Source organism: Stenotrophomonas sp. PS02300 (genome assembly GCF_029959395.1).
GTDB lineage: Bacteria > Pseudomonadota > Gammaproteobacteria > Xanthomonadales > Xanthomonadaceae > Stenotrophomonas > Stenotrophomonas maltophilia_AD.
The window spans coordinates 1-19,336 of the sequence record NZ_JASCOP010000079.1; the positions used below are offsets into that span (position 1 = coordinate 1).

Consider the following 19,336-nt stretch of genomic DNA (forward strand, 5'->3'; position numbering starts at 1 on the left):
GGGGGGGGGCGGGGGGCCCGGGGCGGGGGGCTGGTCGGGGCGGGCCCACGGCAACAAGTACCAGCTCTCCGGCGATACCGGCATCGGCTTCGCCGACGGCCGTGGCAGCGTGCACGTGGCCGGCCAGATCACCCAGCAGGATGAAAGCAACCGCGCCGGGCCCTACCAGGGCACCGCGCCGAACACCGGCAACTTCCCCAGCGTGGGCCAGACCACCTTCGTGGTCGGCGACCCGCAGGTGGATGCCACCGCCGCCTCGGCCAACGCCAGCTTCCAGTTCAGCGACCACGTCTCGGCCTACGCCACCGCGCTGGCCAGCAACCGCGACATCACCTCGTTCGCGTTCTACCGCTCGCGCACCAACAGCGGCCAGGGCGCGCTGCTGGCCCAGACCTACCCGGACGGCTTCGTGCCGGAGATCAACCAGTACTCCAAGGACCGCTCGCTGGTGGCCGGCGTGAAGGGCGACACCGAAAGCGGCTGGACCTGGGACGTGAGCTACAACCACGGCACCAACAAGATCGATTTCCACACCCGCAACAGCATCAACTACGCGCTGGGCGTGGACAGCCCGCGCTCGTTCTACGCCGGCGCACTGGAATACACCCAGGACATCGGCAACGTGGACATCACCAAGCAGCTGGACTGGGGCCTGGCCTACCCGGTCACGCTGTCCTTCGGCGGCGAGTACCGCCGCGAGAAGTGGGAACAGAGCGCAGGCGAGCCCAATTCGTACTTCGGCACCGGTTCGCAGGGCTTCGGCGGCTTCACCCCGCTCAACGCGGTGGATGCCGACCGTGACAACTACGCCGTCTACGCCGGGCTGGAAGCGGACCTGACCGACAAGTTCTCGGCCGGCGTCACCGGCCGCTATGAGGACTACTCGGACTTCGGCGACAAGTTCTCCGGCAAGCTGTCGGCCCGCTACGCCTTCACCGACAAGGTCGCGCTGCGCGCCACCGCCTCGTCCGGCTTCCGCGCCCCGTCGCTGGCCCAGCAGAGCTACCAGGCCGTGACCAGCACGATCGTCAATGGCGTGTTCGTCGAACGCGGCACCTTCCCCACCACCAGCACCGCCGCGCAGGCGCTGGGCGCCAGCCCGCTGAAGGCCGAAAGCTCCACCTCCTACAGCGTGGGCCTGGTGCTGCAGCCGATCGACCGCCTCTACCTGACCGTGGATGCGTACCAGATCGACATCGACGACCGCATCATCCTGTCCACCAACATCACCACCAACGCCGCCACCAATGCGCTGCTGGCCGACCTGGGCCTGCCGCAGGTCACCGCGTTCTCCTACTTCACCAACGGCGTGGATACCCGCACCCGCGGCGTGGACGCAGTGTCCAGCTACACCATCCCGTTCAGCGCCAGCTCGCTGGAACTGACCGCGGCGTACAGCTACAACGACACCGAGGTGAAGAAGTTCATCGCCTCGCCGGCCGTGTTCGGCTCGCTGGGCCTGACCCAGTCGCTGATCGGCCGCGATGAAGTGGGCCGCATCGAAGACAGCTACCCGCGCGACAAGACCATCCTCAGCGGCACCTGGCGTTCGGACCACTGGGACCTGAACCTGGCCGCCACCCGCTACGGCTCGTTCACCGTGCGCAACTCGGCCACCCCGACCCGCGACCAGACCTACGACGCCTCGTGGGTGCTGGATGCCTCGGTGGCCTACAAGCCCAGCGAGAACTGGACCCTGACCCTGGGTGCGGACAACCTGCTGGACGAATACCCCGACCGCACCGTGGACCTGCAGAACTCCACCTGGGGCATGCTCCCGTACAGCAACTACTCGCCGTACGGCTTCAATGGCGCCTATGTGTACGGTCGCGTGACCTACAAGTGGTGATGATCGGCTGACACCGGATCCGGCAGACCGCAGCGCGGTTTGCCGGATCGGGCCGCATCGGTGAAAATCGGGGCATCCCCCAAGTTGCGAGCCCCGATGCACCATGACACCGACCTGATCAACATCGTCGCCGTTGGCCTTGGGCTCGCCTTCATTCTCGGCGCGCTGGCCAACAAGCTGCGTTTGTCTCCGCTGGTCGGTTACCTGGTTGCGGGCATCTGCGTAGGACCGTTCACTCCCGGCTTCGTTGCCGACCAGGCGCTGGCCAACCAGCTGGCCGAAATCGGCGTGATGCTGCTGATGTTCGGCGTGGGCCTGCACTTCTCACTCAAAGACCTGATGGCGGTCAAGGCGATCGCCATCCCCGGCGCGGTCGGCCAGATCCTGGTCGCCACCCTGCTGGGCTGGGGCCTGGCCTGGTTGATGGGCTGGCCGGTGATCCACGGCGTGGTATTCGGCTTCGCGCTGGCCACCGCCAGTACCGTGGTGCTGCTGCGCGCAATGGAAGAACGCCGCCTGCTGGAAACCCAACGCGGCAAGATCGCGGTCGGCTGGCTGATCGTCGAAGACCTGGCCTGCGTACTGGCACTGGTGATGATGCCAGTGCTGGCCGGCGTGTTCGGGCCGGATGCGGCCAATGAAACCCACACCGTCGGCAGCGTGCTGGCCAGCATCGGCTGGACCTTCGTGCAGCTGGGCCTGTTCGTGGCGGTGATGCTGGTGGTCGGCCGCCGGGTCATTCCCTGGATCCTGGAGCGCATTGCCGGAACCGGCTCGCGCGAACTGTTCACCCTGGCGGTGCTGGCCATCGCCCTGGGCGTGGCGTTCGGCTCGGCCATGCTGTTCGGCGTGTCGTTCGCACTGGGCGCGTTCTTCGCCGGCATGCTGCTCAACGAATCCGAACTCAGCCACAAGGCGGCCAACGATTCACTGCCGCTGCGCGATGCGTTCGCGGTGCTGTTCTTCGTCTCGGTGGGCATGCTGTTCAACCCGGCCATCCTGGTCGAGCACCCGTGGCAGGTGCTGGCCACCGCCGCCATCATCATGTTCGGCAAGTCCGCCGCCGCGTTCTTCATCGTGCGCGCATTCGGCCACCCCAACGGCACCGCGCTGACCATTTCGGCCAGCCTGGCGCAGATCGGCGAATTCGCCTTCATCATCGCCGGCCTGGGCGTGAGCCTGAAGATCCTGCCGCCCACCGGCCAGGCGCTGGTGCTGGCCGGCGCGCTGATCTCGATCATGCTCAACCCGCTGGTGTTCGGCCTGCTCGACCGCTGGCTGGTGAAGAACCAGGAAACCCCCGCCGCCGCGGTGGAAACCGAACTGCCGCCCGGCCCCTCGCTGGACCTGCACGACCACGCGATCGTGATCGGCTATGGCCGGGTCGGCAGCGCGCTGGCGCAGGTGCTGCGCGACCGTGGCGTGCCGGTGCTGGTAATCGATGACAACAAGGAACACGTGGCCGAAGCACATGCCGCCGGGCTGCCCGCGATCCGCGGCAGCGCCGCCTCCGACCGCGTGCTGGCCGAGGCCCATCCCGAACGCGCCAAGATCGCGGTGCTGGCCATTCCGCAGCCGCTGGAAGCGGGCGAAACCCTGGCCAAGCTGCGCGCGCTCAACCCGGGCCTGACCCTGCTGGCACGCGCGCACAGCGACGCCGAGGTCAAGCACCTGCTCGAACACGGCGCCGACGGCACCGTGATGGCCGAGCGCGAACTGGCGTACTCGCTGGCCGAAATGGTCATGGCCACCCCGCCCTACCGCAACATCGGCAAGCACACCATTCCGGTGGTTTAACGGGCCCCCAGCGGCACGCAGATATCGGCGCGCAGGATCGCCTCGGGAACGTCCTCGGGGTCGTCCAGGTAGTGGTAGTACAACGGCGCGTCGCGCAGCACGCGCCCGCTGTCGGGCAGCCACTGCCGCAGCAGCGCGTCGGTGGCGGCTTCAAGACCGGCGTAGCTGCCCACGTGGCGCAGCACCGCATGGTCGCCGCCGCCCAGGGTCAGCCGGCGCAGGGGTGGAGGTACTGGCCGCGCAAGGTCGCCAAACCCCATTCCGCAGTCGAACAGGCACTCCCTGGGCGCGACGTCGCGATGGTCGTTGAGTGCGATACCCACCAGGTGCTGCAACTGTTCGGCCAAGCCCTCGCCTGCGGCCCAGGTGAACAACGTGCCGAATGCACGGTCCAGGTCGTCGAATGCGCCCTGCTTGCGCAGCACCACCACTTCGAACGGTTCCAGCTCGGCCACCCGAACCTGCAGCGCGCTGATCGGCTCTGCCTGGTCGCCCGCGGGAACTTCAAGATGCCGCTGCCAGTGTGCGCGCAGCGTAGCGTCGTCGCGCAACGTCGCAGGGGTGGCATCCAGTTCCCGCCGGCAGGCGCGGGCCAGGGCCTGCGGGCTTTCAAAGCCCACCTGCAGGGCTACGTCGGTCACCCGCGCGCCGGGTTTTCCCAGCAGGTGCAGCGCCTGCGCCAGCCGCAACCGCGCCACGGTGCGTCCGGGGGTTTCGCCGGTCAGCGCGCGGTACAGCCGGTGGAAGTGGTACGGCGACTGATGCGCGGTGGCGGCCAGTGCCTCCAGGTCGGGCAGTGGCTCGCCCTCCCGCAGGCAGCGTTGCAGCTGGGCGATGACGCGGTCGATACCGTGGCGCTGGCGGATCTGGGCAAGGCGGTTCATGTCGGGCTCCATCCGGGGGTGCATCCAGCGTGCAGCGCGCGCCAACGTCGCGCGTGCCCGAACTTGCGCAGTTGCGGCTCCGGGATCGTAGCGGTTTGCCACTGCTGCGTGTGACGGCGGTCCCATCCAGGTACCAGCCGCAACTGCTCCGATGGGCAGCGGCGCTGCAATGCGGCACGGTGCAGTGGGCCTGCGCCCGCCATTGGAGAGATTGCCATGCCGCTCGACATCCCGTTCGCCCGCCACGTCCAGGGCCACTTCGACAACACCGTCGCGCGCAACCTGCGCTCGCGCGGCGTGCCGCGACAGCCGCTGCCGCCCTCCGGGGCGCGCCCGCTGACCGTGCGCAATGGCCGCGAATGGCTGGTCAACGCCCTTGCGCTGTCCTCGGCCATGGCGCTTGCCCGCGTGCCGCCGCGCGCGCCGCAGCCGGGGGCAGGCACTGCCACGGTCGCCGCCTTCCTGCCCGGCGCACAGGCCCAAGGCAGCGCCGGCTACCAGACGGTACCGATGGCGACCGATGTGCCCACCGCACCCTCCGCGGCACTGGGCCACATCGCCAATGCCGCTACGCTCAGCTGCGTTGCGCAACCGCGCCAGTGCCCGCTCACGCTTGCCGCCGGCACGTTGGCTGCCGCAACGGTGATGACCAGTGCGGCCGCCGGCGCCGTGGTGGGGTTCGTGCTGGGCCGCGACAGCGCATTGGACGCCAACAACGCCGACCGCACGCCGGCGCCTGCCTCGCTTCCGCTGACCCTGTACGACCTGCTGCCCGACGAACAACGCCACCGGCTGCTGGAAATCGTACGCGACTGTGGCACCGACGCGGCGGCCTGCACCGCGCCGGCGATCCGGTCGCTGCTGCAGGAACTGCCTGAGGACACGCGCCGCCAGATCATGGTGACGCTCGGCGTGGCCCGCCACGCGGAAACGCACGGGCACGGCGGCTGGCCGAGCGGCGCCGAGGCCGCCGCGCTGGCGCCCATGCTGTCGTGGGTGGATTGGGCGGCCGAACTGCTGGCCAGCGTGGTGAGCCCGGCACAGGCCCGCTTCGAGCTGGACCTGGAACAGATCGCGCAGGCCACGCTCGGCGCGCAGCAGCCGGGCATGACCGGCGCGCTGCGCGAGTCGGCTGCCAACGCCGCCCGCTTCGATACGATCCGCGCCTTGTTCAAGCGCGACGGCCACACCCTGCAGCAGTTGCCGTTCACTGGCAGCACGCGCGACAGCTTCGGTTTCAACCAGACCTACCACGGCTGCAACCTGATGCTGGAATTCGCGGGCGCGGGTACCCCGGCCCGGACCCTGATGGTGCTCGCCCATGGCGACATGACCGGCGCGCGCGACGGCTCCAGCGGTGCCAGCGACAACGGCACCGGGCTGGCCACGCTGCTGGCGCTTGCCCGGACGCTGAGCGCGGAAGCACTCCCCGACGGCATGCGCGTGCAGTTGATGGTGACCGACCTGGAAGAGCACGGCATGCTGGGCGCCAAGGCCTACGCCGAGCAATGCATGGCCAGCTGTCCGGACGTGGCGCTCAACCTGGACATGACCGGGCGCGGCGATGGCATGACGTTGTCCGGCTCGGACCGCCATCACCTGTACATGGATGGCGATTCGCGCGCGCTGCAGCCACCTGCGGCGCCGGTCACCGCTGCGGAAGCGCAGCTGCGGCGCCTGCTCGAAGCTGCCGCCGGCGAGGTCGGGCTGACCGTGCATGACAGCGCTGGCTGGGTGATGCAGTCCGATCAGATTGCCCTCCAGCGCGAAGGCATTCCAGCGCTGGGGATGAACCTGGCCGACGCCGCCGACATCCCCCTTGAGCGCGACATGCAGCAGGCCCGTGCGCGGTTGTGGCTGGCCAATGCAGACGTGGACTGGAGCCGGTTCGAGCACTACCTCAACGGCACCCTGGGACCAGACGAGACGCAGGCGATGGAAACCCGGATGGATGCCATGGAACACGCCATGCACACCTACAAGGCGTTGCCGCTGTCACCTGCGATGGCGCGCATCCACAACCGGTACGACCAGCTGGACCAGGTCGACCCGCGCCGCGCGATGGCCGCGCTGGCGGTGCTGGAAGGCGCCATCGAAGCATGGCTGCACGCGCCCGCGCCCTGATAAAAACCCACCCCGGCCGGCCCGCACCGGCCGGGATGGTCCCGCCTCACGCCTTGGCCAGCGCCTGCTCCAGATCGGCCAGCAGGTCGTCCAGGTGTTCGATGCCGATCGACAGCCGCACCGTGTCTTCGCTCACCCCGGACCGTTCCAGTTCCGCCGCATCCAGCTGGCGGTGCGTGGTCGACGCCGGATGGGTGGCCAGCGACTTGGCATCGCCCAGGTTCACCAGCCGGGTGAACAGCTGCAGGGCATCCAGGAAGCGCGCGCCTGCTTCGCGCCCGCCCGGCAAGCCGAAGGTCAGCACGCCGGAGCCGTGCCCGCGCAGATAGCGCTGCACCAGCGCGTGCTCCGGGTGGTCGGGCAGCGCCGCGTAGTTCACCCACGCCACCTTGGCGTGGTCGCGCAGGAAGCCGGCAATGGCCAGCGCGTTGGCATTGATACGGTCCAGCCGCAGCGCCAGCGTTTCAATGCCCTGCAGGATCAGGAAGGCATTGAACGGCGACAACGCCGCACCGGTATTGCGCAGCGGCACCACCCGGGCGCGCCCGATGTAGGCCGCCGGACCCAGCGCCTCGGTATAGACCACGCCGTGGTAGCTCACATCCGGCTCGTTGAGGCGGCGGAAGCGCTGCTTGTGTTCGGCCCACGGGAACCGGCCCGAATCGACGATCGCCCCGCCTACGCTGGTGCCGTGCCCGCCCAGGTACTTGGTCAGCGAATGCACCACGATGTCCGCGCCGAAGTCGAACGAGCGCTGCAGGTACGGGGTGGCCACGGTGTTGTCGACGATCAGCGGTACCCCGTGCGCATGCGCGATGTCGGCCACCGCCTGGATGTCGGTGATGTTGCCGCGCGGGTTGCCGATGGACTCGACGAACACCGCCTTGGTGCGGTCATCGATGAGCCGGCGAACGCATCGGGATCGCGGTAATCGGCGAACCGGGTCTGGATGCCGAACTGCGGCAGCGTGTGCGCGAACAGGTTGTAGGTGCCACCGTACAACGCGCTGGACGCCACGATGTTGTCGCCCGCTTCGGCGATGGTCTGGATCGCGTAGGTGATGGCCGCCTGCCCGGACGCCAGCGCCAGTGCGCCGATGCCGCCTTCCAGCGCGGCCAGGCGCTGCTCCAGCACATCGGTGGTCGGGTTCATGATGCGCGTGTAGATGTTGCCCGGCACCTTCAGGTCGAACAGGTCCGCCGCGTGCTGGGTATCGTCGAAGGCGTAGGCCACGGTCTGGTAGATCGGCACCGCCATCGCGCGCGTGGTCGGGTCCGGGCGATACCCGCCATGCACGGCGATGGTTTCCGCTTTCCACGGCGGCAGCGAGCTGTCCGGTTCCGACATCGTGAGGTCTCCGCGCACGGTGCGTGCGAAAACGCACCATAGCCGAGCCCCGCCACGCCCTGTCATTCCGGTTGCTCATGATTTCATTCCCGTCCTATGGGCGCCCCCGCGCGGCACCGGCATCATCGCGCTCGGCCTGCAGCCGGCAGGCACCCGCACGACTGACAGGGGAGGACACGCCATGCGTGCCGATGCCGTACAACACCACCGCCGCAGCGTGGGCGAATTCGATCGGTCGCTGCGCGGGCGACAGCCCGCACAGGACCACGCCCGCCACCAGCGGTTCGGTTCGGCCCATCCACCGCTGCTGCGCGTGGGCAACGCGGGCATGCTCACCCTCGCCGCGCTCTCCAGCCTGATCGTGCCGGCGGCTGCGGCGGGCGCGGCGCGCGCCGATTCGACCCCACCGGCAAGACCTGCGCTGCTGCCTGGCGCGGCCGCTACCCGGGGTGAGGCGTACCTGGCCGTGCCGGTGCAGGAGCCATTGAACGGGATTGCATCCGCAGCTGCTGCAGGCTGCCTTTCCCGCCCTCGCCAGTGTCCGCAACTCCTCGCCGGTGCCGCCGTCACCGCGCTGGGCGGTGCGCTCGCCGGCGGGTGGTTGGGCTACCAGGCTGGCCACCGCGCAGCGCGGGACGAGTGCAATACACGCTTCGCGGGTCATCCTGCCGCTGACGCGCAGGTCCAGCCCCCGGAAACCGCCGATGGCCTGCCAGCGCCGTTGCGCTTCAACCCGGCCGACATCGATCCGGACCACCCGCCCTGCCACTCGCTGTACGCGCACATCAACCACCGCTGGCATGAAACGGCGCAGCTGCCGCCGGACCAGTCGCGCTGGGACATGCCGACGATGCTGCAGGAACGTTCGCTGGCATTGCAGCGGCGGGTGGCGGAACAGGCCGCCAACCTGGACATGCCAACCCATGTGGAGAAGATCGTGGCTGACCTCTGGCGCACCGGCATGAACCAGCGCCAGATCAATGCCGACGGCATCGCGCCGTTGCGGGCCGAGCTGGCGGCAATCGACGCGCTGCAGACGCCCGAGGCCATCGAGGCGCATCTGCACGCGCTCACTGCGGTCGGTCTCAACCCGGTATTCGGGTTCGGTGTCGACCTGGACATGGACGCGCGCGACAGCCAGATCGCGTACGCCTTCCAGGGCGGACTGGGGCTGCCCGACCGCAACTACTACCTGGACGCCGAACACGCGCAAGCCGCTCTCGCCTATCGCACGCATGTCGCGCACGTGCTGCGCCTGGCCGGTGACTCGCCGGCCGACGCCGAGCGCCACGCCGATGCGGTACTGGCGCTGGAACGCCGCCTTGCCAATGCGTCAGCGCCGTGGGACGAGCTCAACGACAACGTCACCAACTTCTATCATCCCCTGACGGTGCCGGAGGCCGATGCGCTCACCCCCGGGTTCCGCTGGAGTGCCTTGTTCCAGGCATTGGGCGTGGCTGAGCCCGAACGTTTTTCGCTGGCCACGCCCGCCTTCCACCAGGCAATGGGCCAGGCGTTGAGCTACGAAGCGCCGGCCACCTGGCGCGCCTACCTGCGCTTCCATACCCTCGATTCGGCCAGCCCGTTCCTGGGCGACGACTTCGTCCGCGCCCACCATGCATTCCACGCCAAGGCCCTGCAGGGCCAGGACGCGATGCCGCCGCGCTGGAAGCAGGTGCTGGCCGCCATCGAACGCGTGGCCGGTGAAGCGCTCAGCGAACTGTACGTTCCGGTCGCGCTTCCGGCGGAGACCCGCGCGCGGGCGATCGCGCTGATCGAGCAGATCATGGCCGCGCTGAAGCGACGCCTGGCGGTGGTGCCGTGGATGGATGCCGAAACGCGCGCCACCGCACTGCGCAAGGCCGATACGTTCCGGCCGCGCATCGGCCATCCCGAACGCTGGCCGGACTGGTCCGGGCTGCACACCGAGTCGTGCGGCTACCTGCGCAACCTGCGCGCGGCCACCGCGTTTGCCCAGCGCAACGAACTGGCCCGCTTGGGCGCGCCGGTGGACAGCGTGCGCTGGCGTATGACCGCGCAGACCGTGGACGCGTACCACGACGTGATGAACAACGACATCGCCTTCTCGGCAGCGCTGCTGCAGCCCCCCTACTTCGACGTGGAGGCCGACGACGCGCTCAATTTCGGCGCGATCGGCGCGGTCATCGGGCATGAGATCTCCCACGCGTTCTCGGCCGAATCCAGCCAGTTCGGGCTCGATGGCAGCCTGCAGGGCTGGTGGAGCGATGGCGATCGACAGCGCGCTGCGGCCCTCTCCGCACGGCTTGCCGCGCAGTTCGACCGGCAGCAGGTGGATGGGCTGTCGCTTAATGGGCAGCTGACCGCCAATGAGAACGTAGCCGACCTGAGCGGGCTGGCAATCGCCCTGGATGCGCTTGAGCACGCCACCGCCAACCAGACCGATCCCTTGCTGCACGGCCTCACCCGCCGACAGCTGTTCTTCCTCAGCTGGGGCATGCTGTACCGGGAGCTGCACACCCCCGAACGCCTGCGGCGTGACCTCGAAACGGACGTGCATGCCTTCGGGCCGCCACGCGCCGACGTCGGTCCGGCCAACATGCCCGCCTATGCAGAGGCTTTCCAGTGCCCCCCCGGAGCCCCCATGACCCGCAACGCTTCGGAGCGGGTCGTCTACCTCTAGTGCATACTCCGCGACGAGGCAGGGGCGGGGGGTCCCTGCAATTGTCATCAAGGGACGGAACATGCGCTTTGCCTTACGCACACTGCTGGCGGCTGCCCTGCTGTCGGGCAGCTTCGCCTGCCTGGCCGAGACGGCCACCGGCACGCTGGTCGTGGAAGTGGAAAAACTGCAATCGGAAGTGCCGCTCAGCGAAGATCTGAAGGAACTGATCCGGACAGGTGGGGTGGACTGGGGCATCAAGGGTAACGAGCTGGTGCTCACCGTCCTCGATACCCGCTACCTCGAGTTCGACTATGGCTTCACCACCCGCTACGGCTACCGGCACGCGCTGCAGCTGCCGGTGGGCACCTACCGGATCACCGCCGTAAGCCGGGAACCGCGCCGCAGCTACAGCGAACAGCGTCTGCTGGACCGGGCCACCTTCGTGAACCGCAACGTGGCCTCCTTCACCGTTGAAGCCGGCAAGACCACCACCCTGCAGGTGGCGCCGGTGATCATGGATGAAGATGCCCTCAACCCGGCGGTGTTCATTCCCACTCTGTTTGCCGGCGTGTCCACGCCCAGCGCCGACGCAGTCGACGGCACGATACCCAAGCGCAAAGCGGTCACCCTGCGCGACAACACCTCCACCGCGTGGCCGGATTACCGCGGCCCCGTCAAGTTCATTCCACGCTGAAAAAAAAGGCCCCGCGATCAGCGGGGCCTTTGCCTGACAGGCGGCGGGTTGGCTCAGCCCTTGGCGAATGCCAGGCGGCCTTCGGCCGCGTCCACCCGGATCACATCACCGCCAACGAACTCGCCGGACAGGATCTTCTGCGCCAGCGGGTTCTCCAGCTGCGCCTGGATCGCACGCTTGAGCGGGCGGGCACCGTAGATCGGATCGAAGCCGACGTTGCCCAGCAGCTCAAACGCCGCGTCGCTGACCTCGATGCGCAGGCCACGTTCGGCCAGCCGCTTTTCCAGGCCCTGCATCTGGATGCGTGCGATCTGCTTGATCTGCACCTTGTCCAGCGGGTGGAACACCACGATGTCGTCCAGCCGGTTGATGAACTCCGGGCGGAAGTGCGCCTGCACCACGCCCATCACCGCCGCCTTCATCTGCGTGTAGGCCTCCGGGCTGTCATCGCTGGACATGTCCTGGATCTGGTGCGAACCCAGGTTGGAGGTCATCACGATGACGGTGTTGCGGAAGTCCACGGTGCGGCCCTGGCCATCGGTGAGGCGGCCATCGTCCAGCACCTGCAGCAGGATGTTGAACACATCGGTGTGCGCCTTCTCCACTTCGTCGAGCAGGATCAGCGAGTACGGGCGACGACGCACCGCCTCGGTGAGGTAACCGCCCTCTTCGTAGCCCACGTAACCCGGGGGCGCACCGATCAGGCGCGCCACGCTGTGCTTTTCCATGAACTCGCTCATGTCGATGCGGATCATGGCGTCGCTGCTGTCGAACAGGAACTCGGCCAGCGACTTGCACAGCTCGGTCTTGCCCACGCCGGTCGGGCCCAGGAACAGGAACGAACCGCTAGGCCGGTTCGGGTCGGACAGGCCGGCACGCGAACGGCGCACTGCATCGGAGACGACCTTGATCGCCTCTTCCTGGCCCACCACCCGCTCATGCAGCACGTCTTCCATGCGCAGCAGCTTGTCGCGCTCGCCTTCCAGCATGCGGTTGACCGGGATGCCGGTCCAGCGCGACACCACCTCGGCGATCTCCTCGGCGGTGACCCGGTCCTGGACCAGCTTGAACTCGGTGCTCTCCACTTCCTGCGCGGCGTGCAGCTGCTTTTCCAGCTGCGGCAGCTGGCCATACTGCAGCTCGCTCATGCGACCGAAATCCTGGCGCCGCTGCGCTGCTTCCAGTTCCAGCTTCACTTGTTCGATCTGTTCCTTGATCTTCGTGGTGCCCTGCAGCGCGGCCTTCTCCGACTTCCAGATCTCGTCCAGGTCGGAGAACTCGCGCTCCAGCGCATCGATCTCGGTTTCCAGGTCGGCCAGGCGCTGGCGCGAGGCGTCGTCCTTTTCCTTCTTCAGCATCTCGCGCTGGATCTTGAGCTGGATCAGGCGCCGTTCCAGGCGGTCCAGTTCTTCCGGCTTCGAGTCGATCTCCATGCGGATGCGCGAGGCGGCCTCGTCCATCAGGTCGATGGCCTTGTCCGGCAGCTGGCGGTCGGCGATGTAGCGATGCGACAGCGTGGCCGCGGCCACGATCGCCGGGTCGGTGATTTCCACCCCGTGGTGCACCGCGTACTTTTCCTTCAAGCCACGCAGGATCGCGATGGTGTCTTCCACGCTCGGCTCGCCCACGAACACCTTCTGGAAGCGGCGTTCCAGCGCGGCATCCTTCTCGATGTACTTGCGGTACTCGTCCAGGGTGGTGGCACCCACGCAGTGCAGCTCGCCGCGCGCCAGCGCCGGCTTGAGCATGTTGCCCGCGTCCATCGCGCCATCGGCCTTGCCCGCGCCGACCATGGTGTGCAGCTCGTCGATGAACAGGATGATCTGCCCTTCGCTCTTGGACAGGTCATTCAGCACGCCCTTCAGGCGCTCTTCGAATTCACCGCGGAACTTCGCACCGGCGATCAGCGCGCCCATGTCCAGCGACAGCACGCGCTTGCCGCGCAGGCCCTCGGGCACTTCGTCGTTGATGATGCGCTGGGCCAGCCCTTCCACGATGGCGGTCTTGCCCACGCCGGGTTCGCCGATCAGCACCGGGTTGTTCTTGGTGCGGCGCTGCAGGACCTGGATGGTGCGACGGATTTCCTCGTCGCGGCCGATCACAGGGTCCAGCTTGCCGCTCTCGGCGCGCGCGGTCAGGTCGATGGTGTACTTCTCCAGCGCCTGGCGCTGTTCTTCCGCGTTTTCGCTCTGCACGCTGTCGCCACCGCGGATCTTCTCGATGGCCGCATCGATCCTGTTCTTGTCAGCGCCGGCAGCGCGCAGCGCCATGCCCAGCGTGCCGCCATCGTCCAGCGCGGCGCGCACGAACCATTCGCTGGCGATGAACGCATCGCCATGCTGCTGGGCCAGCTTGTCGGTGCTGTTGAGCAGCCGGTTCAGGTCATTGCCGATCGACAGGCTGCCGGCCTGGCCGGACACCTTCGGCAGTGCATCAAGCGCCTCGGTCAGCCGCTCGCGCAGCACCGGCACGTTGACCCCGGCCTGGGCCAGCAGCGGGCGCGTGCTGCCGCCCTGCTGGTCCAGCAGCGCGGTCAGTACGTGCACCGGTTCAATGATGTTGTGGTCGCGGCCCACGGCCAGCGACTGTGCGTCCGCCAGCGCCTGCTGGAAACGCGAGGTGAGCTTGTCCATCCGCATGGGAGTGTCCTCTTTCAATTCATGGCCAGCGTGGCTGGCAGATGTACTGGATATGCGGTTGCCGCGCAGTGATTCAAGACAATCCGGGCTGGCAATACAGCGCGTAGTTGGCCATACTTGCGAATACTTCTCATTTCCATTGATCGGTCGATGCACGCACATCGCGACACCGTGGGGGCCCTGTACCGGGACCACCGGAGCTGGCTCCAGCGCTGGCTGGGCGGGCGCGTGGGCTGCCGCGAGACCGCCGCCGACCTCACCCAGGACACCTTCGCGCGGCTGCTGCAGGACCGCGACCTGGGCGGCCTGCGCGAGCCGCGCGCGTTCCTGACCACCGTCGCGCGCGGGCTTGCAGCGAACTGGTTCCGCCGCCAATCACTGGAACGCGCCTACCTGGAGCAGCTGGCCAGCCTGCCCGAAGCGGTGGTGCCCTCGCTGGAAGACCAGGCGCTGGTCTGCGAAGCGCTGCAGCAGATCGATGCGATGCTCGATGGGTTGCCCACTGCCGCGCGCCAGGTGTTCCTGCTCGCCCAGTTCGACGGGCTGCGCTACGACGCCATCGCCGAACGCCTCGGGCTCTCCCTGAGCACCGTGAAGCGGCACATGAAGCGGGCCCTGGTTGGCTGCCTCGCCCATGCCGGCTGATCCGGCGCCCCTGCCGCGCGCGGTGCTGGCCGCGGCGGCGGACTGGCTGCTGCGCCTCCAGGATGCACCGGACGACCCCGCCACCCGGCAGGCCTGCGCGCGCTGGTGCGCGCAGCACCCCGACCACGCGCGGGCCTGGCAGCGCGCGCAGCAGTTGCAGGCGCTGCTGCAGCGGGTGCCGGCAACGCTGGCATTGCCGGTGCTGGGGCGCGCGCCCGACCCGGCGCGGCGCGCGGCCCTGAAACGGCTTGGCCTGTGGCTGGCGGTGATGCCGGCAGGCTGGCTCGGCTGGCAGCTCCTGTCACCCGCCCCCGCCGGCCCGGTCGAACGCACCGCCGTGGGCGAACGCCGCCGCCTCGGGCTGCCCGATGGCAGCCAGCTGCTGCTCGATACCGATACCCGCGTGGAGCTGCGCTTCGACAACCAGCAGCGCGGGCTGCACCTGGAGCGTGGCCGCATCCGGGTGGAGAGCGCGCCCGATCCGCAGTCGCCTGCCCGGCCGCTGCAGGTGTTCACCCCGCACGGGCGCATCCGTGCGCTCGGTACGCGCTTCGACGTGCGCCTGGCGGGTGACCTTACCCAGGTGAGCCTGCTCGAAGGTCGCCTGGAGATCTCGCCGGCAGGCGGTGCCACCTGGCTGCTCGATGCCGGCCGTCACAGCGCCTTCGATGGCGGCGGCGCATTGCACACCGGTGTGCTGGATGACACCCGCACCGCGTGGGCAACCGGCATGCTCGTCGCCGACGCCCTGCCCCTGGGTGAGCTGGTGGCGGAGCTGGCCCGCTACCGGCACGGCTGGCTGCGCTGCGATCCCGCCGTCGCCGCCCTGCCCGTTTCCGGCGCGTTCCCGCTGGACGACACCTCGCAGAGCCTGGCGATGCTGGAAGCCACGTACCCGGTGCGCGTGCAGCGCGGCGCGGGCGGCCTGTGGACCACCGTGGCGGCGCGCTGACACTTTTTCCGGTCTCGCGGGGCATACCAGCGAACCCTGCATTTCAAGCCAACCCACCATGACCCTGTCCCCCCGCCTGATCGTGGCCAGCGCACTGTCGCTGGCCCTGCTTGCCACCCCGCTGTTTGCCCACGCCCAAGCCCCCGAGTCCACGACGCAGGGCACCGTTCCATTGGGCCGCGCCCTGTCCAGTTTCGCCAGCCAGCACGGCGTGGCACTGGCCTTCGACCCGGCGCTGACCGCCGGCCGCAGCGCGCCCGCGCTGGCCGCTGACACCCCGCTCGACGCCGGCTTCGCCACGCTGCTGGCCGGCACCGGGCTGCGCGCCACCCGCCGTGCCGACGGCAGCTACACCCTCGAGCGCATCGCACAGGGCCGCATGCCCGCCCTGCGGGTTGGCGGCGATGCGGGCAGCACCTTCCTGCCCGCGCAGCTGCCGTTCGGCCAGGGCATGCGCCTGGACCAGGACGCGCTGCAGGCACAGGTGAAGGGCAATGGCGATGTCGCCACTGCCCTGCGCAGCAACCCGGCCGTGCAGTTCAGCGATACCTCGCGCAGCTCGCGCACCATGGGCGAGATCCGCCCGGGTGATTTCTCGATCAACGGGGCGCCGTATTACCAGAACCTGTTCCTGCTCGACGGCGCGAGCATCAACAACGACCTCGATCCGACCAACACCGCGCAGACCACTGCCAACGTCAACGCCGCCGTCGATGTGCCCAGTTCGGCGCAGGGCATCGCGGTGGACGTGGACCTGCTGGAATCGCTGACCGTGTACGACGCCAACGTACCGGCGTCCTACGGCGGCTTCACCGGCGGCGTGATCGATGCGCAGCGGCGCAAGGCCGGCGATACGTTGCACGGCAAGGTGTGGCTGCGCATGGCGCGCTCGGCGTGGGACCAGGTCATCACCAACCCGACCCAGGCCGAGTCGTACGAGGAATCGGCGACGTTCGCCTACCAGCCGGCCTACGACAAGCTGCGCCTGGGCGCGCGGCTGGAGGGGCGTACCCGCGGTGGCATCGGCGTCATCGGTACGCTCAGCCACACCCGTTCGGAGATCCCGCTGCGGGCCTATGGCGGCGGTCAGTCCACCACCGGCAACGACGTCAACCAGCGCACCCAGGTGCGCGAAAACACCGCGGCCACGGTGGCGCTGGACTGGAGCAACGACGACGGCCTGGAACTCACCGCCGGTCTGTCCTACGCCCCCACCGATGACCGCTACTTCATCATGAACACCAAGGATTCCTGGTTCGACCTGCGCTCGGGCGGTCCGTCGGTGAACCTGGGCGCAAACTGGCAGCAGGGCGCCTGGACCTTCCGCAACCGGCTCAACTACAGCGACCTGGAATCCTCGCGGCGCAGCATCGGCGACACCATGAAGAACTGGCGTCCGTCCGAGGAATACGACTGGGGCACCGGCAACACGAGCAGCGAAGGCAGCTGGGGCAACGTGGACCAGCACGACCGCCGCATCGGCTACCGGCTGGGCATCGACCGCGATGCGTTCCTGCTCGGCGGCAGCGAACACACCGTGCAGTTCGGCCTCGGTGTACAGCGCCGCGACGCCGATTACGAGCGCCTCAACGACCACTACATCTACCAGAGCGGCGTAGCCACGCGCAGCTGCACCCTGGCCGACGGCAGCATCGACACCGTGAGCTGCTCGCTGTCGCCACTGCTCTCCGGCACCGGTACCGGCCAGTACCTGAGCCAGCTGCAGCTCTACCATGCCGGCGCGTTCAAGGTCAGCGGCACCGAATACGAGGCGTGGGCGCAGGACACCATCGAGATCGGCCGCTGGACCCTTCGCCCGGGCCTGCGCCTGGACCACAACGACCTGTTCGGGCAGACCGACCTGTCGCCGCGCCTGGCCCTGAGCTGGGATGTGTTCGGCACGGCCGATACCCGGATCGATGCCGGCATCAACCGCTACTACGGGCGCAGCTTCTTCAGTTACCTGCTGCGCGATGGGCGCGAGCGGCTGCGCGAGGCCAAGACGCGTTCCAGTTCCAGCATCGCGTGGGACGATGTGACCGGCACCCTCAACGTGGCCAGCAACCGCCTGCGCGACCTCGATTCGCCCTACACCGATGAGTGGACGCTGGGCATCGACCAGCGCTTCGAACACCTGCAGCTGCACGCCAAGTACGTGGACCGCCGCACCCGCCGCGACGTCCTGCGCCGCAAGGTCACCGACCCGCTCGACAGCACGCTGTACAACCGCAACACCTACGAATACACCAACGACGGCCGCAGCGATTCGCAGACCTGGACCCTGTCGATGGGTTCGCGGCGCCCGCTGGACGGCTGGGGCATGCGCAACAGCTGGCAGCTCTCGGCCGATTACACCGACGTGGCGCGCAACTACAACAGCTATGAAGACCTGCTGGAGATGGACCAGCTGGTGCGCTACGAAGGCCAGTTGATGTACCGCCACCAGCTGCCCGCCACCGATTACCTGCGCCCGTGGAGCGTGCGCCTGAGCACGGTCACCGAGGTGCCCGTGCTGGGCCTGTCGTGGAACAACTTCTTCCGCCTGCGCGCAGGCTTCGAGGGCACCGTGAGCGGCGCTGCGGAGATCATCGACGGGCAGTCGGTGCCCACCCTCACCCGCAAGGTGTTCCCGCGCACCTGGACCTGGGACACCAACGTGGAATACCGGCTGGCGCTGCCGCGCGAGCAGGAAGCCTATGCGCGCGTGGAAGTGATGAACGTGCTCAACCGCAGCAACCAGACCAGCGGCACCACCGCCGGCAACACCTACTACGAACCCGGGCGCAGCTTCTGGGTCGAGCTGGGCTACGCGTTCTGAAGACCCCTGTGCTCTTCGGCCTGCTGTGCGCGGTTGGGCTGGGCGGCGGCGCGCTGTCAGGGGCTGGGGCGCCGCCAGCCGACAGCCTGCGGCAGGCCTACTCCCGGCCTGTCAGCGAGTGGCCCGCGGCCACCGTCGATGCCGGGGTAGTGGTGCAGGAAATGGCGGCACTGCCACCGCTCACCCACCCTGCGGACAACCCCCCGTCGCCGGCGAAGGTCGCACTGGGCCGGCGATTGTTCGAGGAACCCCGGCTGTCAAGGTCCGGGCAGATCGCCTGCGCCAGCTGCCATGAGCGCGACCTGGCGTTCGCCGACGGGCGGCGCGTGTCGTTCGGTCACGACCGCCAGCCCGGCCGGCGCAACGCGCCCAGCGTGGTGATGAGCGGGTATGCGCAGCCGCTGTTCTGGGATGGCCGCGCCGCCACGCTGGAAGACCAGGCGCTGCTGCCGATCGCCGATCCGAAGGAAATGGCATTCACCGCCGCCGACGCCGCCACCCGCCTGCGCGCCGATGCCGGCTACCGCGCGCAGTTCGCCGCCGTGTTCGGCGATGCGCGGGTGGAGCCGCGCCAGCTGGCCCAGGCCATCGCCGCCTTCGAGCGCAGCCTTGCCCCGGCACCGGGTCGCTTCGACCGCTTCCTGGCGGGCCGCCGCGACCTGCTGGACGATCAGCAGCTGCTGGGCCTGCACCTGTTCCGCACCAAGGCCCGCTGCATGAACTGCCACAACGGCCCCGCCCTCACCGACAACGGCTTCCACAACCTGGGCCTGCACCTGCACGGCCGCGCGCGGCAGGATCTGGGCCGCTTCGAGGCCACTGGCGACCCGGCCGACAGCGGCCGCTTCCGCACCCCGTCGCTGCGCGGCGCGGCCCGCACCGCGCCGTACATGCACAACGGCAGCATGCGCAGCCTGGAGGCGGTGCTGGTGTTCTACAACGT

Annotated in this window: 11 protein-coding genes and 1 pseudogene; 9 read left to right on the forward strand and 3 right to left on the reverse strand. The window is 68.7% G+C overall.

All coding sequences use genetic code 11. The annotated features are described in order from the left end of the window. Together QMX79_RS14015 and ybaL are read left to right on the forward strand one after the other, a co-directional pair. Positions 1-1,849 (forward strand): TonB-dependent receptor (locus QMX79_RS14015; protein WP_282247288.1); only part of this gene is annotated, 1,849 nt, incomplete at its 5' end. Positions 1,850-1,945: 96 nt separating this feature from the next. Then, entirely contained in the window at positions 1,946-3,646 is a 1,701-nt protein-coding gene (ybaL, locus tag QMX79_RS14020) for a YbaL family putative K(+) efflux transporter (RefSeq protein WP_282247289.1), read from the forward strand. Here the strand turns inward: ybaL and QMX79_RS14025 are convergent. Continuing rightward, positions 3,643-4,530 (reverse strand): AraC family transcriptional regulator, encoded by an 888-nt coding sequence (locus QMX79_RS14025; RefSeq protein ID WP_282247290.1) that lies wholly within the window; start codon positions 4,528-4,530, stop codon positions 3,643-3,645. The two genes, ybaL and QMX79_RS14025, sit on opposite strands and share 4 nt — an antisense overlap. Before the next feature lie 216 nt (positions 4,531-4,746). Here QMX79_RS14025 and QMX79_RS14030 point away from each other — a divergent pair, with 216 nt between their 5' ends. Then, a complete protein-coding gene (locus tag QMX79_RS14030) occupies positions 4,747-6,654 on the forward strand; it encodes a M28 family peptidase (protein WP_282247291.1) in 1,908 nt (635 codons plus the stop codon). 46 nt (positions 6,655-6,700) lie between these two features. Here QMX79_RS14030 and QMX79_RS14035 read toward each other — a convergent pair. After that, positions 6,701-8,001: pseudogene (locus QMX79_RS14035) on the reverse strand (aminotransferase class I/II-fold pyridoxal phosphate-dependent enzyme). A gap of 181 nt (positions 8,002-8,182) precedes the next feature. Here QMX79_RS14035 and QMX79_RS14040 point away from each other — a divergent pair. After that, complete coding sequence (locus QMX79_RS14040) at positions 8,183-10,663, forward strand: M13 family metallopeptidase (RefSeq protein WP_282247292.1); 2,481 nt, start codon at positions 8,183-8,185, stop codon at positions 10,661-10,663. 61 nt (positions 10,664-10,724) lie between these two features. After that, positions 10,725-11,339 carry a hypothetical protein gene (locus QMX79_RS14045; RefSeq protein WP_282247293.1) on the forward strand — a complete coding sequence of 205 codons (615 nt, stop codon included), beginning with the start codon at positions 10,725-10,727 and terminating at the stop codon, positions 11,337-11,339. A gap of 53 nt (positions 11,340-11,392) precedes the next feature. On the opposite strand, the gene clpB is transcribed toward QMX79_RS14045, so the two are convergent. Beyond that, positions 11,393-13,978: an ATP-dependent chaperone ClpB gene (clpB, locus tag QMX79_RS14050; protein WP_282247294.1), complete on the reverse strand. Its 2,586-nt coding sequence runs from the start codon at positions 13,976-13,978 to the stop codon at positions 11,393-11,395. Between the two features lie 150 nt (positions 13,979-14,128). Between clpB and QMX79_RS14055 the strand changes: the two genes are divergently transcribed. From QMX79_RS14055 to QMX79_RS14070, 4 genes are all read left to right on the forward strand, one after another. Then, positions 14,129-14,623, forward strand: a complete 495-nt coding sequence (locus QMX79_RS14055; RefSeq protein WP_282247295.1) for a sigma-70 family RNA polymerase sigma factor — start codon at positions 14,129-14,131, stop codon at positions 14,621-14,623. Further along, a complete protein-coding gene (locus QMX79_RS14060; RefSeq protein WP_282247296.1) occupies positions 14,613-15,575 on the forward strand; it encodes a FecR domain-containing protein in 963 nt (320 codons plus the stop codon). Before QMX79_RS14055 ends, QMX79_RS14060 begins: the two co-directional genes overlap by 11 nt. Before the next feature lie 58 nt (positions 15,576-15,633). After that, positions 15,634-18,393 carry a TonB-dependent receptor gene (locus QMX79_RS14065; protein ID WP_282247297.1) on the forward strand — a complete coding sequence of 920 codons (2,760 nt, stop codon included), beginning with the start codon at positions 15,634-15,636 and terminating at the stop codon, positions 18,391-18,393. Between the two features lie 8 nt (positions 18,394-18,401). Continuing rightward, on the forward strand, positions 18,402-19,336 hold a 935-nt coding region (locus QMX79_RS14070; protein ID WP_282247298.1), incomplete at its 3' end, for a cytochrome c peroxidase.

Excerpts from the sequence above, each read along its gene's own strand:
- ybaL (WP_282247289.1), top strand. The coding sequence starts at position 1,946 with ATGCACCATGACACCGACCTGATCAACATCGTCGCCGTTGGCCTTGGG.
- QMX79_RS14025 (WP_282247290.1), bottom strand. The coding sequence starts at position 4,530 with ATGAACCGCCTTGCCCAGATCCGCCAGCGCCACGGTATCGACCGCGTC.
- QMX79_RS14030 (WP_282247291.1), top strand. The coding sequence starts at position 4,747 with ATGCCGCTCGACATCCCGTTCGCCCGCCACGTCCAGGGCCACTTCGAC.
- QMX79_RS14040 (WP_282247292.1), top strand. The coding sequence starts at position 8,183 with ATGCGTGCCGATGCCGTACAACACCACCGCCGCAGCGTGGGCGAATTC.
- QMX79_RS14045 (WP_282247293.1), top strand. The coding sequence starts at position 10,725 with ATGCGCTTTGCCTTACGCACACTGCTGGCGGCTGCCCTGCTGTCGGGC.
- clpB (WP_282247294.1), bottom strand. The coding sequence starts at position 13,978 with ATGCGGATGGACAAGCTCACCTCGCGTTTCCAGCAGGCGCTGGCGGAC.
- QMX79_RS14055 (WP_282247295.1), top strand. The coding sequence starts at position 14,129 with ATGCACGCACATCGCGACACCGTGGGGGCCCTGTACCGGGACCACCGG.
- QMX79_RS14060 (WP_282247296.1), top strand. The coding sequence starts at position 14,613 with ATGCCGGCTGATCCGGCGCCCCTGCCGCGCGCGGTGCTGGCCGCGGCG.
- QMX79_RS14065 (WP_282247297.1), top strand. The coding sequence starts at position 15,634 with ATGACCCTGTCCCCCCGCCTGATCGTGGCCAGCGCACTGTCGCTGGCC.